13 protein-coding genes are annotated in these 14,881 nt (G+C 42.5%); 6 read left to right on the top strand and 7 right to left on the bottom strand.

Annotation, left to right across the window (positions count from 1 at the left end; all coding sequences use genetic code 11):
- Positions 1-13 precede the first annotated feature (13 nt).
- From panB to V7K46_RS32140, 6 genes are all read left to right on the top strand, one after another.
- Entirely contained in the window at positions 14-784 is a 771-nt protein-coding gene (gene panB, locus V7K46_RS21930) for a 3-methyl-2-oxobutanoate hydroxymethyltransferase (protein ID WP_335116770.1), read from the top strand.
- A 64-nt stretch (positions 785-848) separates the two neighbouring features.
- The gene (locus V7K46_RS21925) at positions 849-1,565 is read left to right on the top strand and encodes a Uma2 family endonuclease (RefSeq protein WP_335116768.1); all 717 of its coding nucleotides are present in this window, start codon (positions 849-851) and stop codon (positions 1,563-1,565) included.
- Between the two features lie 179 nt (positions 1,566-1,744).
- Entirely contained in the window at positions 1,745-3,061 is a 1,317-nt protein-coding gene (gene trmFO, locus V7K46_RS21920; protein WP_335116766.1) for an FADH(2)-oxidizing methylenetetrahydrofolate--tRNA-(uracil(54)-C(5))-methyltransferase TrmFO, read from the top strand.
- A 494-nt stretch (positions 3,062-3,555) separates the two neighbouring features.
- Positions 3,556-3,957: a fasciclin domain-containing protein gene (locus V7K46_RS21915; RefSeq protein WP_069073559.1), complete on the top strand. Its 402-nt coding sequence runs from the start codon at positions 3,556-3,558 to the stop codon at positions 3,955-3,957.
- A gap of 205 nt (positions 3,958-4,162) precedes the next feature.
- Entirely contained in the window at positions 4,163-4,498 is a 336-nt protein-coding gene (locus V7K46_RS21910) for a hypothetical protein (protein WP_335116764.1), read from the top strand.
- Positions 4,499-4,758: 260 nt separating this feature from the next.
- On the top strand, positions 4,759-4,860 hold the full coding sequence (locus tag V7K46_RS32140; RefSeq protein ID WP_442939862.1) for a bluetail domain-containing putative surface protein: 102 nt from the start codon (positions 4,759-4,761) through the stop codon (positions 4,858-4,860).
- Between the two features lie 114 nt (positions 4,861-4,974).
- Here V7K46_RS32140 and V7K46_RS21905 read toward each other — a convergent pair whose 3' ends face one another.
- From V7K46_RS21905 to V7K46_RS21875, 7 genes are all read right to left on the bottom strand, one after another.
- Positions 4,975-5,520, bottom strand: a complete 546-nt coding sequence (locus tag V7K46_RS21905; RefSeq protein ID WP_335116762.1) for a GNAT family N-acetyltransferase — start codon at positions 5,518-5,520, stop codon at positions 4,975-4,977.
- Positions 5,517-6,872, bottom strand: a complete 1,356-nt coding sequence (locus tag V7K46_RS21900; protein ID WP_335116760.1) for a UDP-N-acetylmuramoyl-tripeptide--D-alanyl-D-alanine ligase — start codon at positions 6,870-6,872, stop codon at positions 5,517-5,519. Before V7K46_RS21900 ends, V7K46_RS21905 begins: the two co-directional genes overlap by 4 nt.
- Before the next feature lie 422 nt (positions 6,873-7,294).
- Positions 7,295-7,741: a tellurite resistance TerB family protein gene (locus tag V7K46_RS21895; RefSeq protein WP_335116758.1), complete on the bottom strand. Its 447-nt coding sequence runs from the start codon at positions 7,739-7,741 to the stop codon at positions 7,295-7,297.
- Between the two features lie 177 nt (positions 7,742-7,918).
- Positions 7,919-8,056, bottom strand: a complete 138-nt coding sequence (locus V7K46_RS21890) for a hypothetical protein (protein WP_335116756.1) — start codon at positions 8,054-8,056, stop codon at positions 7,919-7,921.
- A 294-nt stretch (positions 8,057-8,350) separates the two neighbouring features.
- Entirely contained in the window at positions 8,351-9,271 is a 921-nt protein-coding gene (locus V7K46_RS21885) for a histone deacetylase family protein (protein ID WP_335116754.1), read from the bottom strand.
- Positions 9,272-9,345: 74 nt separating this feature from the next.
- Positions 9,346-11,982: an EAL domain-containing protein gene (locus V7K46_RS21880; RefSeq protein ID WP_335116752.1), complete on the bottom strand. Its 2,637-nt coding sequence runs from the start codon at positions 11,980-11,982 to the stop codon at positions 9,346-9,348.
- A gap of 717 nt (positions 11,983-12,699) precedes the next feature.
- Positions 12,700-14,544 carry a ShlB/FhaC/HecB family hemolysin secretion/activation protein gene (locus tag V7K46_RS21875; protein WP_335116815.1) on the bottom strand — a complete coding sequence of 615 codons (1,845 nt, stop codon included), beginning with the start codon at positions 14,542-14,544 and terminating at the stop codon, positions 12,700-12,702.
- Positions 14,545-14,881 lie beyond the last annotated feature (337 nt).

Genomic DNA, 14,881 nt, shown 5'->3' with positions numbered 1-14,881 from the left:
CCCACCTAGAAAAATGGCAATCACTACCCAGCAATTAATTCAATGGAAACAACAGGGACGTTCAATTGTGGCATTGACCGCCTGGGATTACGCGATCGCTCAACTCCTCGATGCAGCTGGTGTAGACTTAATCCTTGTGGGTGACTCTATGGCAGTAGTTCTAGGGTATGAAACAACACTACCGATAACTTTGGATGAGATGATATACCACGCCAAAGCTGTGCGTCGAGGAGTTAAACGCGCATTAGTAGTTGTAGATTTACCATTTTTGACGTATCAAGAAAGTCTCCAGCAAGCGATGCATTCAGCTGGGCGGGTACTGAAGGAAACAGGCGCTCAAGCGGTAAAATTGGAAGGTGGCTATCCAGCGATCGCAGAAACTATTGCTCGTTTGGTAGAAGCCGGAATTCCGGTAATGGGTCATGTTGGTTTGACACCGCAATCAGTACATCAACTTGGTTTGCGACAACAAGGGAAAACGCAAGAAGCGAGTGAGAGGATTTTACTTGAAGCGATCGCTCTGGAACAAGCTGGTGTATTTTCTCTAGTTTTAGAGCATATCCCCGCAGATTTGGCAATGGAGATTACACAAAAACTGAGCATTCCAACAATTGGTATCGGTGCAGGAACTCACTGTGATGGACAAGTTTTAGTTACCTCAGATGTAATCGGGCTTACAGAGAAGCAGCCACCCTTTGCCAAGGTTTACACAAATTTGCGCGAGACGATTACTAAAGCCGTGCAAGATTATGCTGTAGAAGTGCGCGATCGGAAATTTCCATAATAGTAGAATCTGAGTTGAGTCCAAATTTCTATGACTACTAAAACCCATACTTGGAGGTGCAGCAATGGTACAACAAGTTACACCAGAAACCACCACCGAAGTCATCTACCCGGAAAGCGACGGACAACCAATGGCGGATAATACAGAACAATTTGCATGGATTGTCAAAATTAAAGAAAATTTAGAAATCTTATTTGCATCCCAAGCTGATGTATTTATCGCCGGAGATTTGTTTTGGTATCCAGTTAAAGGAAACCCGAATATTAAACAAGCGCCGGATACAATGGTAGTTTTTGGCAGACCAAAAGGAAAACGGGGTTCCTATTTACAATGGAATGAAGATAATATCCCCCCACAGGTAGTATTTGAAATTCTATCGCCAGGTAACACCCTCAAAGAAATGACCAAAAAATTGCAGTTTTACCAGCGTTACGGCGTGGAAGAATATTATATTTATGATCCGGATAAGAACGATTTAAATGGCTTGATCCGTTCTGAGGATAGTTTTGAAGTTATCGAAGAGATGAATGGCTGGGTAAGTCCGCGTTTGGGAATCCGTTTTACATTAACACTGGATACCCTGGAAATTTTTTCTCCCACTGGACAAAAGTTTTTGACTACCGTAGAAATTAACCAGTTACGGGAACAAGAACGCCAACGTGCAGAACGGGAATGTCAAGCAAAGGAAGCGGCTTTACAAGAATTAGAAAAAGAGCGCGATCACTATCAAGAATTGTTAGCTAAACTCACAGAAAAGGGAATTGATACAAATAATTTATAATTATTGACTCCAAATCAGTTCTTTTTTGAAAGTTACAGAAAATCCAGGCATAGCAGAGATTATCTGATGTTGTTGCTCCACCATGTTTTACGCTGATTATATAGTCAGCATGACTTTTTATTTAATTTTACTTCTGTGATGCTGATGGATACTTATAATATAGAAATTAAAATTTAATTATGGAACAACAACCGATACAAGTAATTGGAGGTGGACTAGCTGGAACTGAAGCAGCTTGGCAAATAGCCCAAGCTGGAGTACCAGTAATTCTCCATGAAATGCGTCCAAAACGCTTCAGCCCTGCTCATCATACAGAACATCTGGCAGAATTAGTATGTAGTAATTCCTTTGGGGCAATGGCAAGCGATCGCGCAGCTGGATTATTGCACGAAGAGTTACGCCAACTTGGCTCTATCGTCATTTCTAAAGCTGATGAACACGCCGTTCCGGCAGGTGGGGCGCTAGCCGTCGATAGAGGACAATTTGGCCAAGACTTGACTCAAACTTTAACTAGCCATCCTTTAATTGAATTTCGTCGGGGTGAAGTGTCTGCAATTCCAGAAGGAATTGTGGTTTTGGCAACTGGACCTTTAACCAGTCCCGACTTAGCCCAAGATTTGCACCGCTTTACCGGGATGGAATACCTCAGCTTTTTCGATGCGGCTAGTCCGATTATTGTGGGAGAATCGATTAACCGTGACGTTGCTTTTATGGCATCACGTTATGACAAAGGTGAAGCCGCCTATCTCAACTGCCCAATGAATAAAGAGCAGTACTTGCAGTTTCGAGAAGAACTTTGTAAAGCTGAACAAACAGAACTCAAAGGTTTTGAACGGGAAACGGCAAAATTTTTTGAAGCTTGTTTACCCATTGAAGAACTAGCACACCGGGGGGAAGATACCATGCGCTACGGCCCCCTAAAGCCAGTGGGATTGTCAGATACTCGCACAGAAGAACGTCCTTATGCTGTGGTGCAGTTACGACAAGAAGATAAAGTCGGTCAACTGTGGAACATGGTAGGATTCCAAACTAACCTGCGCTGGGGTGAGCAAAAGCGAATATTTCAGCTAATTCCAAGTTTGGAAAAGGCGGAGTTTGTGCGGCTGGGAGTGATGCACCGCAATACTTTTATTAATGCTCCTCAGCTAATGCATCCGACTCTGCAATTTAAAGAGCGTCCGACATTATTAGCAGCTGGACAGTTGATTGGTACTGAAGGCTACACCGCAGCGGCTGCGGGTGGCTGCTTGGCAGGAATTAATGCAGCACGGCTAGCTTTGGGTAAAGAACCTTTAGTTTTACCACCAACAACAATGATCGGTGCGTTATTGGAATTTATTAGTTCCGCTTCGCCAAAGCATTTCCAACCAATGCCGCCCAACTTTGGGATTTTTCCCGAACTGGGTGCGAAAATCAAAAGTAAACAAGAGCGTTATGGACGTTACCGCGATCGCTCTTTAACTGATCTAGCAAACTGGAAAGCAAATCATAATTAATGGGCATTGGGCACATATCATGATCAAAAATCTCGCAAAAGGTAATATTTGCATCTCTTACAAATCATCTGAAACTCAATTATAGATAGGGATTTGAGTGACGCGATCGCAAGTATGAGCCAGAGCAGAAAAATCAACCGAGACCATGCCAAAAAACCCAGCGACCGATGATGGAAGATGAAGTGATATCATGTCCGGGTAATTAGTTACGATAAAAAATTTCCATAGTTCTTATATTTGAACATCTCAGCCTCAATTTTAGACCAGAGGCGAACAAAATCAGGACTGAAGTCCTAACTACGAAAATTTTTTTCAGGTTGATTAGCTGGACATGATATTACTCAGCACTCAGAACTGTTTCGGAGATGTCTGACGAAAAGTACACATCTACGTGTAGTTTATTAAACACCTGATTTTAAATTTATTTTGTTTAATAAAACTTAAAATAGGTTTATTATCCTTTAAAATCTTTTGCAGAGATTTAGGTAAGATATATGGCTGATATTGTTGATATTGCAGTTACGGCTGAGTCTTTTAAAACACTGGTAGCGGCTGTACAAGCTGCTGGTTTAGTAGAAACATTAAAAAGTCCTGGCCCGTTCACTGTCTTTGCACCAAATGACGATGCTTTTGCCAAGTTACCAGCGGGAACTATCCAAACTCTGTTACAGAATATTCCCCAGCTAACGCGGATTTTAAAGTATCATGTCGTTCCGGGAAAGCTGCTAAAGGCTGATTTGGCACAACTCGGTACGGTTAATTCTGTGGAAGGTTCACCCATTAAAATTGATTCTTCTGATGGTTTTGAAGTCAAAAATGCCACAGTTCTAGCAGCAGATATTGAAGCTGATAATGGTGTGGTACACGTTATCGATACAGTGATTTTACCGGGTTAATTCAGCTAGGGTGGGTATTTTCCACCCTAATTATCCAAAATCTTTATAATTAACTAACTATTGGTAGTATCAAAATGCAACTAAATAGTTTAAGTTATGTTATATTTGCAATGTGATTACTCACTCATATGTAAATGTAGATTTAGTTATTTGAAAATAGAATAAATTAAATTCTTAAAAAGCTAACGTCTATCCCAAGAAATTAATGCTCGATTTTAACACCTTACTTGAGTTCTCTCGTGGCAACTGCGTAAGTATTTGTGCATTTCTCGTCCCAGCGAACTTGCTTGTCACAATTTTAACGATGAGCTTGGTAGCGTTACGTCGCCCATCATATCAAGTGTGGCAATCTGCTGGAATTGCCAGCTTTTTCGCTTCCGTGATGATATTGCACGTATATACTTGGTTCATGATTGGGGTGGTGATGGCTCCTACTTATATCTTGCTGTGGTTAGCAATTAGCTGTTTGATGACTAATTTGGCAGCAATTCTTTTTCAAAGACGCTACGGTAATAGCCCTAGTCTTTCCAACAACGCCTGAAATTTACACATACGAGCGATGTCTAAGACAAGCCGCCTACGCCTATACGCACTATTTTTCCAACTCGCTGGTGCAAGTAGTGCGTATGTGTAGATAAAATTGATGGTCTGAATACAGTTTCAGTCGCTAATTTGATTCAATTTAGCACTGTTGCGAGTCTGCATCTTTCAGATGTACAGCAGCTATTGACTGCAACTGCTTTTGTGGCTAAAGCTGCGGTAACTTTCACTCTAAGTAAAGGCACTGCTCAGTAGACTTTTCTGGCAGTTAATGATAGTACTAATGGATTCTCTGCTCTCACAGATGCCGTGATTGAGATTAGTCGCTACAAAGGCAACTTAACTAACTTAGCCATTATCTAAGTTTAGTTACTTCAAAAAATTTGCTGGTATTGGCGGGTTGCACCCACGAATATATCAGATCATATCAGAAAAAGCGATCGCTTGCAGGTAAAAAATCGGTTCGAGTATCCCTACCTAATCGACGCTTCTTGATTCATGCTCAAGGATCGCATATAGCCAAGAGTCTCGCCATTCTCCTTTAATCCAATGGTGTTCTCGCAAATATCCTTCCTGCTGCATTCCAATTTTTTGCAAAACTCTTGCTGAGGCAATGTTTTCTGGGGAACAATTAGCAAAAATGCGATGTAAGCCTAACTCTAGAAAACCAAATGATACAACTGCTTTTACAGCTTCAGTCGCATATCCTTGTCCCCAAAATTCTTTACTAAAACAGTATCCAATAGAGCCTATTTTGTTGTCAGTATCTAGAGTAGAAATGCGACAAGCACCAATTAATTGCTTTTGGGCTTTTAAAGTCACAGCCAAGGCAAAATGCTGACGGGGTTCTTCGCCTTGCAATGAAATCTCTCTTTGCAAAAAATTTTTGGTATCTTCTTCGCTATTAGGGCCAAACGTCAAATAACGCACAACTTCATCATCGCTGGTATATTTATGAACCGCTTGCCAATCTGATTCTACAAAGTCTCGCAGTATAAGACGTTGGGTTTCTAGCGGTATCATTTGGGAAATTCTGCACGTAACTGATTGACTACCTGATCTAGTCCGACGGAATGGGCGGCTTTGAACAATAAACGATCGCCTGCTTGCACAAATGTCTTCAATCTAGCCACCAAATCAGCATGAGTTGCAAAGCACTCTGATGGGATACCTTCGGCACTAAGGGCGATCGCTTCGGCATCTTGTCCATCTACCAAAACCAACAAGCCGTCTAGATTCAATTTTCGCACTGTTTCTCCCACTCGCTGGTGCAACTGCTGCGATCGCTCTCCCAATTCTTTCATTGCACCCAATACAGCAATCTTTCGCTTTCCGGGTGTGTCTACCAATAATTGCAAGGCTGCTATCATAGCTTCTGGTGCAGCATTATAAGTTTCATCTAAGATTACCACATCGTTGGGTAAGGCAAACTGCTGCGATCGCCCTATGGGCATATCCACCACCACACCTGCTTTGAGACTTGCCCAATCGATCCCCAACACTTTTGCTACCGCTAAAGCTGCCAAAAAATTAGTCGCATTGTGACGCCCAGGCAACGGCAGAGGTAGTTGGATTCCTGCAACTTCCACAGTTTGGTGATCAATTAACTGCCCTTGGATATCCCCACCATAAAAGCCGTAAGTCAAAACTTGTCCGTGCCAAACTTTCGCTGCTGTGGCCATTAATAGGGGATTGTCGTGGTTGAGAATTGCCACACTATCAGCAGCCATTTCGGCTAATAATTCACATTTTGCCTGAGCGATCGCTTCTTCCGACCCCAGTAACTCAATATGCGCCGTCCCCACATTAGTAATCACTCCAATTGTTGGATGCGCTATTTGCGTCAGTTCGGCAATTTGTCCCGTACCGCGCATCGCCATTTCGATCACGGCGTAGTCATCTTCTGTGCCAAGTTCTAGGAGAGTTTTCGGAACACCGATTTCGTTGTTGTAATTTTCATAAGTTTTGTGAACTCGTCCCTTTGTTCCTAAAACTGCGGCGATCAGTTCCTTGGTTGTAGTTTTGCCCACGGAACCTGTTACGCCAATCACTGGAATGTTAAAGCGATCGCGCCACCATCTGCCAATTTTCTGATATGCCTTGAGGGTGTCTTTTACCTGTAATATAGGAAAGCCAGGATTTTCGTATTCAAAATCTACAATTGCAGCTATTGCACCTTTTGCGATCGCAGTTGCCACAAATTCATGTCCATCAAACTTATCACCTCGCAAAGCTAAAAATACTTCACTCGGTTTCAGGTTACGGCTATCTGTTTGGATACCGCTACTTACTTGTGTTAAAGCAGTTTCAGATAAGTTTACCGGACTGGCCAAAAGAACTTCAACCAGTTGGGTTAGGGTGGCAGAACAATGCATAAGTAATTTACAACTTAAAGTTCAAAATTATAAAATCGAATTATGACATAATACTGCATTGAACAACAAGATTTGCGACTTATTGAAAAAGTTGCGAATTTAAGCCTAATGAAAAAGATGAGGAAAGGGAACCCCATATTTAAAAATACTTGCTCTGTAACCTGTGGGGAAAAGTTATTTCTTTCTTCTTGCTTTACCCGCAATCCTATTCCCCTTTTACCTTTTTTGAGTTAAAGATTAAAAATTAATAATTTTGAAGAATAATTTTTAATTGGAGCGTTCGCCCAGCGTCTCGTAGAGAAGCGACTTAACCCTCTTTGGTCACAATAACACCAAAAATAGTGCCAAAGAAGCTTAACTCCTTTGGCACGCTTTGTTTATAAGCTATTTATATAGTTTAATTAAGCATATGTTTTATCGTCCTATCCCCGGTTTTTAATCAAGATTACTTGCACAATTTTGATTGCTATCTCACTAGAAACACCTAAAGCTTGATATAGATCATTTAAGAAGTATTTTTCTTCTTCAGCGAGAATACCTTCAGCTAAGACTAAATCAGTGGCTACTGCAAAGGCTGCTTCCCGCAAGTCTTGAGATAGAGAATTTTTTGCTGTGTCAAATAAACTATTAAAATCATCACCCTGGAGAATGCCCAAGATTTTGTCAAACAGCCTGTTCATCATCTCATGGGGATAACTTTTAAAAAGTTTCGTCCGGGACAGCACTGAAGTGATAGAATTTGCTTGCTCAACAGAAAGGTAACCGTCTGAGGCTGTTGCCATCAAGATAATCACAGCAAAAGCTTCTTCTGGATTGAGTGCTGCTTGGCTTTGGGTTTCTGTACCCAACACAGCGTCGAATAGACCCATTGTAGTAGCTCCTTGGTTAGAGTCCCAATAGCGCTACAGTTACCTGTGTGTTTGATGGATTTCCAGGTAAGACTGCAACGCTGTGAGACTTACATGCTTTAGTGTTCCCAAGATTTATTCACGGCGAACACATGCACCCAATGGTTTTTGGCAAGAACTACATTGCCATCTGTAAACTTAAGGTTCTCCTGTCTTTTCTATTGTTTCAATTACCGCCAAACCTATACTAGAAGCTGCTATTAACAGTACTGCTGACATTAAATAGGCATTGGTCAGCATTCGTAGGGCTTCATCGAAAAAAATGTAGGTGGTCATTGCTTCACCTTTTGAACTTTGTGCTGCTAGTACTTTTTATTTCTCCATACCCCGATAGGTAAATTTCGCTGAGAAACTGCTAGCAATTGCATCTTAACAAAACTTTAGCTCTTTCTGAACCAACTCAAACTTTTCTTTCTGAAGATTCGATGAAGTTTACAAAAAAGGGCATTGGGACAGAGAAGAAAGACTTACTGCAATTTCCCCTCTGTTCCCCTGCTTTTTTGGTCGAGAAACCTTTGCCTGGATCATTTCTGTAAACTTTTGTCCGGCAATGAGGTAAACAAGGAAAGCTTAAAGTAAACAGCGTTCAATCGTCGCTACAACTGATTGAGAAAGAGTTTCAAAGTCGTAGCCACCTTCTAAACCAAACAGAATTTTACGAGTTAACCCTAGACAATAATCAGTAAATAAAGCGTAGTCTTGTGGCTGCAAATTGATACTTGCCAAAGGATCTGCGGCATTGCCATCATAACCAGCACTCACAATCAGTAAATCCGCTTGAAAGTTAGCTAAAAACGGTACAACCTGTGTTTCAAATAGTGGCTGATATACTGCAATATCACTACCAGGGCGTACAGGTAAATTTAAGACATTATTATGAAAGCCGCGTTCTGTCGATCTTCCAGTACCGGGATAGCATGGGTACTGATGTAGGGAACAGTAGGCGATGCGTGCTTCAGTCTCGACGATCGCCTGAGTACCATTACCGTGATGCACATCCCAATCGAGGATGGCGACGCGGTTAATTCCAGGTTGTTCTAGGGCAAATAAAGCTGCGATCGCTGCATTAGAAAATAGGCAAAAGCCCATTCCCGCATCACTTTCTGCATGGTGTCCTGGGGGACGTGCTAGTACAAAAGCTGGATTAGCCGACTTTAATACGGCCTCAACTCCATCTAACCAGGCACTGACTGCCAACAATGCTACATCATAACTGCGAGGGGAAACTGGCGTGTCTCCATCCAAAGGGCCGCCGCCACTAGAGGCGATTTGCCAAAGTTTTTTGATATAGGCTGGGCTATGCGCTTTAACCAACATAGACATCAGTGATGGCTGTTCTAATGCTGGTGTGGGCGATCGCCAACCAATTTTATCTGCAAAGGTAGCTGCTTTTAGGGCAGTGGCGATCGCACTTAAACGTTCTGGTCTTTCGGGATGGTATTTTCCAGTCTTGTGATCTAAAAATTCGTCGGAATAGATGACTGGCAGCATAAGACGAAAAAGGTTGGCAGCAGGTCAATGAATGCTATTGTATCGTCACTGGTACAAACAGTTTTTCCTTGTGACTAGAGCATTGGTCGTTTACTTTCGAGGATTTCTGTTGCAATCTTTGCAGAAAGCGGCCGGTAGAGTAAAAAGCCCTGTACCTCCTCGCAGTTGATAGATTTCAAGAACTCCAGTTCCTCTTCTTTTTCTACCCCTTCGGCTGTCAACTTCAATCCCAAGCTGTGCCCCAAGCTAACTATGGCCTTGATAATATGAGCTACTTTGACATCCTGTGTCAAATCTTGAATAAAAGATTTATCTATTTTCAGATTGTGGAGTGGCAAAAGCTGTAGGCGCGAGAGCGAGGAATGACCCGTACCAAAGTCATCTATAGAGATGTAAATACCCATCTGCTGTAGATTTTGTAACACCGTTCTGGTAAAATTTAAATTTTCAATAGCTGTAGTTTCGGTAATTTCTAATTCTAAAAAGCGGGCTTCTAGCCCAGTTTGTTTTAAAACCTCGGCTATAGTCTCCACCAATTTGGGTTGGTGGAACTGCTTAAGAGAAAGATTGACTGCAATCATCATGGGTGGTAATCCTGCATCTTGCCAGGTTTTATTTTGGCTACAGGCTGTCCGCAGCACCCATTCGCCAATGGGGACAATTAATCCACTTTCTTCGGCGAGGGGAATGAAGACACTGGGTGCAACTAAGCCCATCTCTGGGTGCTGCCAACGCAACAGAGCCTCCATACCAGTAATTTCTCCTGTGATAATGTTCACACGAGGCTGATAGTACACCGTAAATTCTTTGCGTTCTAGGGCATAGCGCAAGCTCTTTTCTAAAGTCAGGAGTTCAGGATTTTTAGCGCTCAGGGAAACACTGTAGAATTGGTAGTTATTCCGCCCTTTGTCCTTGGCGTAGTATAAAGCGGCATCCGCGTGCTGGATTAGTGTTTCGGCATCAGGACTGTTGTCATCAAGCAACGCAATACCGAGGCTAGCAGTCACGTAAAGTTCATGCCCTTGAAGATGGAAAGCATCCTCTAAGGCTTGTAAGATTCTCTGCGCCACCTGGTTTACCTCTTCAATATCATTGACTCGGGGGAGTAAGATAGTGAACTCATCACCTCCCCAACGGGCTATGGTGTCTCCGCCTCTGAGTAAGTCTTTTAATCTTTGAGTGACACTTTGTAACAATTGGTCTCCCAAAGTGTGCCCTAAAGTATCATTAATGACCTTGAAGCGATCCAGGTCGAGGAAGATCACAGCTAAACTTTCACCATTCCGAGTAGCGTTTGGCAAAGTTTTACCGAGCAGCTCATTAAATAGTAAACGATTAGGCAACCCTGTCAGCAGGTCATGAAGGGCTTGATAGCGAATCTTTTCTTCTACTTGCTGACGCTGCTGCGTACTAATGATACTGGCGGCCATCGTCAAAAGGGTAGATTCTTCATGTCTTGACCAATGCCGCTCAAAAGTGCAGTCTGCCAAGCCAAGGTAACCCCATAATTCGTTCTCCAACCGGAGAGGCACCAGGATAAGCGATTGAATGCCATCTCTAATCAGCAATTCTTGTTCGGCGACAGGAAATTTTTGGGTGAGTCCGCTAATCGACTCGCCGCGAGAGAGAACAGTATACCAACGGGCTAATCCAGAAGCTTGATAAGGCTGATTCTGCCAATGCTGTTGCGTAGGTTCAATAAAAGAGTGCGTCCATTCAAACCGTAGGCTGACTGCTATTTCCCCTGTAGCAGGATGGGGATGGTTCTGAAAGAGATAGGCACGATCTGCCTTGGCAGCTTCGCCCAATACAGCTAGAGCTCGATCAATACCAGTTTCAGAATTCATTTCCCCTAGCAAATAATTAGCGGCTTCTGCAACTCCCTGTAGCAAGCGATCGCGCTGGCGCAGTTCCGCTGTGGCTTGCTTTTGCTCTGTAATATCTCTAACAATAAAAGTTCTAATTAAATCACTTTCAGGAAGGTAGAGAACGGATTGTTCAAAAACTTCTGCACCTACTTCCACCTCCCGCACAAAAGAATTTTTTTCTAAATTGTTAACTGCACCCAGGAGTCCTGTTAAAATAGGGTGTTGTGTCCCAACTTCTCTAAGTTTGGGGAACTTGAGAGCTGCGGCTGGATTGAGATAAGTCACTGTTCCCTCGAAATCCATCTCAATAATTGGATTAGGGATGAGTTCAGGGAAGGATGCTAGGCGAGCTAGGGCGGACTCACTAGCTGCTTCAAAGGTGGGATCAATAGCTAGGGTTTGAAAAGGATTGGCAGGACTGGCTTGCTGTGATAAGAAACCAGATAAGTCTTCAACATCAGAAGATTCAGAAAATGCTTGTTCTGAGAGGTTGGAAATAGCATAATATTTTGCTTGAGCTTGATTACCGCCAAAGGCAATGACATCTCCGTTTCTGAGATTATGAGAAAAGCATTTAGTGCCATTTACAAATAAGCCATTAGTACTTGCTTTCCCCTTGTAGTTGCCATCAATAATCTGGAAGCCGTATTGGTCAGTCTGTGGAACAGTTACTCGCAATAAAATTGCATGTTGCATTGATACTGACCGGGAAGCCAAGACAATAGTGTTTGCGGAATGCCGCCCCAAAGAATAAGTAGCCTCTTGCAAAACGACAGTTCGCTGCCCTTGTAGGTCCTGGATAACCAACATATGGCGTATTTTTTCCCGCTCATTTCCTAGCATGGCTATTCCTCAAATTCTCATATCTTTAATGTCTTAGTCTAAAAAATACTACTCCCAGAAGTTCCAATCCACTTAGGTTAAGGCTTAATCTTCCTAATCCTCATTAAAAAGAAGGGAATTAAGTCCCCCTTTTTAAAGGAAGCCACTTGCTCCACTTGGGGGGATCTTCCGGGGCAAAATATCACTAACACCAAGCGTATTGCCATAAATTTAAGACTTTCAGGCTGAACTTATGGAAAATTTGCTCAATTAAAGTTGTCACTGTCTGTAATCCCAAAATTGGTATGAGGGTGCAAATCAGCGCTTCTCTTCATGATTGACCTTCTGAAATGAGATGGCTAATTGTTCAATCAGTTTTTGCAGTAGAAGTTCTAGCTGTTTTCTGCACTCATACATAAGTTATAAACTTTGTGCCTTTGTCTATATCATCCAACCTTGTCTTCCTTAGGATACCCAGAATAAAATCAAATACTGAATAGAACACATGGTATATTTGCGGATTTTTATTTTGAGTAGTGGGGAAACTCCGAATTATGTAAATAACCATCTGATTTATATTTTTTAATCACTCAAATAAGTTAAGTAAGCATAATTGGACGCATCCCACTGGGTAAAAAATATCTGACAATTGGAAATCGCACGCTAGTTGATTCAATGGCGTCAACCCTCGTTGGCGCAGCCTCTGATAGCAAAAGGAGGAGAATGAAACCCTAAATTTTAAAAAGGATTATAGAGTAAACTGAAATACAAACCGTTATCTTGTAATGTTCTATCATTTGAGTCAACAGATACTAAAGGAATGCCCCAGTCAAGACGAACGGTGAAGCGATCGCCCTGTGACCAACGCAACCCCAGACCAACAGCAGCTAGAGTATTATGGTCGGGATTCTTTCTACCAGAACTATTCCAACCAACACCAAAATCTATAAACGGCACAACCTGTAATGTGCTATTTATCTGGGGTAAGCGCAGAATCGGTACTTGAACTTCAGCAGAAACAAAAGTGCCATTATCTGTCAACAGGTAATCTTGACGGTAGCCTCGAATACTATCTTGCCCACCTAAGCCAAATTGCTCTAAAGGCAAAAGTGCTCTGGATGCGAGTTGCGTATTTAAACGAAGTAACAGTAAGGTTTCAGGAGCTAAAAGGCGTACCCACTGCGCTTGCCCTTGCCAAGCAAAAAAACGGCTATCGGGAGCATCTTGGTTAATTGTGGCATTCAACACATTTATACCCAAGCTAAATTGAGAGCGGAGGGCGATGACTTCACGGCTATTACGACTCGTCCATTCTTGAAAAAATCGCAACGCAGATACCTTGGTGCGTCCCTGTTCATCCGCTCCAGGCGAAAGTACAGAACCGGGAAACCCATATCTCTGTAGCAAGGATGAAATATCACTTTCCCGTCGGGACGCCGTTAATCCAAGGACGAATTCTTGTGTGGGAGTTTGAACTATTGGCTGTCGGAATGTCAGTTCGTAATAGGGAGAAGTTGATTCGATATCTAAAAAGTCGAAAGGAGGTTCAATGACATGACTCGATGTAGTGCCATAGTTGAAGGTGAGGGTTCCGTTGCGGGGATTGAGTGGTAATGTATAGTTGGCGTCAAAGGAGTTGCTACCATCGGTATTAGTGTATCCTAAACTCAGACCATCTCCAAATCCGAGTAAGTTGGCTTCATTCAATCGTAATCCGCGGCGGAAACTGCCAACGCTAGGCGATCGCCCATTATCAAGAACTATTTGGCTAGTAAGGGTTTTTGCCTCGCTGATCTTGACTTCTAAGAGACTTGTACCAGCCCGCGATCCTGTTGAGAGTTCAGCAGACACCTTTTGAATCAAAGGATTAAGTTGCAAAAGTTGCAGCGCCTCTAGTAGACGCTGGCGATTAAGAGGTGGTGATGTCGCTATTGCTAGTCGGCTACGGACATAATTCGGATTCAACCGCCGAGTTCCAGTTACCTGGATATCTTCTAATTTACCTTCGACCACCTGAATTTTGACAATATGGGATTTAAGTGCTTCTAATTTACCTCCAACCACCTGAATTTTTACAACACGGGATTGGAGTGTTTGGGGTGGAATATACGCACCAGAAGTAATGTAACCATTGTTGACGTATAAATCAGTGATTTTAGAACTGGCTTGAAACAGTTGAGCCAGTGAGATCGGTTGTTTGATAAATTCAGCAGTGGCGAGGGCTAACTCTTCAGGACTGAAGACTGTGCTACCAACAACTTCAAACCGATCAACAACAATAGTTTGAGGAAACTTGCCAGGAAATGGTTCTTCAGGTATGGGAGTTGGGGCAGAGGGGGGAAATAGTTCTGCTGGTGGGGGGAGTGGCTGTGGCAGTTCGGGTGAGGGAAGTGGCGAAGGTGCGGGTGGTTGGATATCCTGTGGTGGTGGAATTCTTTGTGAAAGGATGAAATTACTAGTTGGTAATTGTGTAGTATCAATAGCGTGGGCTTTTAGTGGATTAGAAAATATGCTGCTGAGTAATACAAGCATACTCAGCGGTAAGCAGGACACTATAAGATTCTGAGGATATTTATCAATCATCACACTGGACTATTTTTTGTTAGGAATTATGGGATTATACGGGGAGTGCTTCAGATGTGAATTTTACTTCATGTTTTGCTGCTAAAGTTGATATCTTGGGCAAATCTCAATTTCAAAGCTAAATCATCTGGTTATTGCAGACTTAAAAACATTGATGGTGTTCAAACTGCATAAGCAAGCAGATATGTTGGAATTATCTGTTGCTGCAAGAGAAATAGACCTAGTACAGCACGGCGTGTAAATCCACCTACTATCTCAATAGACCTCTTGCAAAAGTCAAAAAATCAGGAATGTCATTCTGAGCAAAACGTAGTGGAGAGAAGAATCCCACTACTCT

Origin of the sequence: Nostoc sp., assembly GCF_036917395.1 — a bacterium.
Taxonomy (GTDB): domain Bacteria; phylum Cyanobacteriota; class Cyanobacteriia; order Cyanobacteriales; family Nostocaceae; genus Nostoc.
Note: the sequence above shows the minus strand (reverse complement) of the source record. Positions and strands in the feature narration are given on the sequence as shown.

Excerpts from the sequence above, each read along its gene's own strand:
- V7K46_RS21915 (WP_069073559.1), top strand. The coding sequence starts at position 3,556 with ATGGCTGATATTGTTGATATTGCAGTTACGGCTGAGTCTTTTAAAACA.
- V7K46_RS21895 (WP_335116758.1), bottom strand. The coding sequence starts at position 7,741 with ATGGGTCTATTCGACGCTGTGTTGGGTACAGAAACCCAAAGCCAAGCA.
- V7K46_RS21925 (WP_335116768.1), top strand. The coding sequence starts at position 849 with ATGGTACAACAAGTTACACCAGAAACCACCACCGAAGTCATCTACCCG.
- V7K46_RS21875 (WP_335116815.1), bottom strand. The coding sequence starts at position 14,544 with ATGATTGATAAATATCCTCAGAATCTTATAGTGTCCTGCTTACCGCTG.
- V7K46_RS21880 (WP_335116752.1), bottom strand. The coding sequence starts at position 11,982 with ATGCTAGGAAATGAGCGGGAAAAAATACGCCATATGTTGGTTATCCAG.
- V7K46_RS21905 (WP_335116762.1), bottom strand. The coding sequence starts at position 5,520 with ATGATACCGCTAGAAACCCAACGTCTTATACTGCGAGACTTTGTAGAA.
- trmFO (WP_335116766.1), top strand. The coding sequence starts at position 1,745 with ATGGAACAACAACCGATACAAGTAATTGGAGGTGGACTAGCTGGAACT.
- V7K46_RS21910 (WP_335116764.1), top strand. The coding sequence starts at position 4,163 with ATGCTCGATTTTAACACCTTACTTGAGTTCTCTCGTGGCAACTGCGTA.
- V7K46_RS21900 (WP_335116760.1), bottom strand. The coding sequence starts at position 6,872 with ATGCATTGTTCTGCCACCCTAACCCAACTGGTTGAAGTTCTTTTGGCC.
- panB (WP_335116770.1), top strand. The coding sequence starts at position 14 with ATGGCAATCACTACCCAGCAATTAATTCAATGGAAACAACAGGGACGT.
- V7K46_RS21890 (WP_335116756.1), bottom strand. The coding sequence starts at position 8,056 with ATGACCACCTACATTTTTTTCGATGAAGCCCTACGAATGCTGACCAAT.
- V7K46_RS21885 (WP_335116754.1), bottom strand. The coding sequence starts at position 9,271 with ATGCTGCCAGTCATCTATTCCGACGAATTTTTAGATCACAAGACTGGA.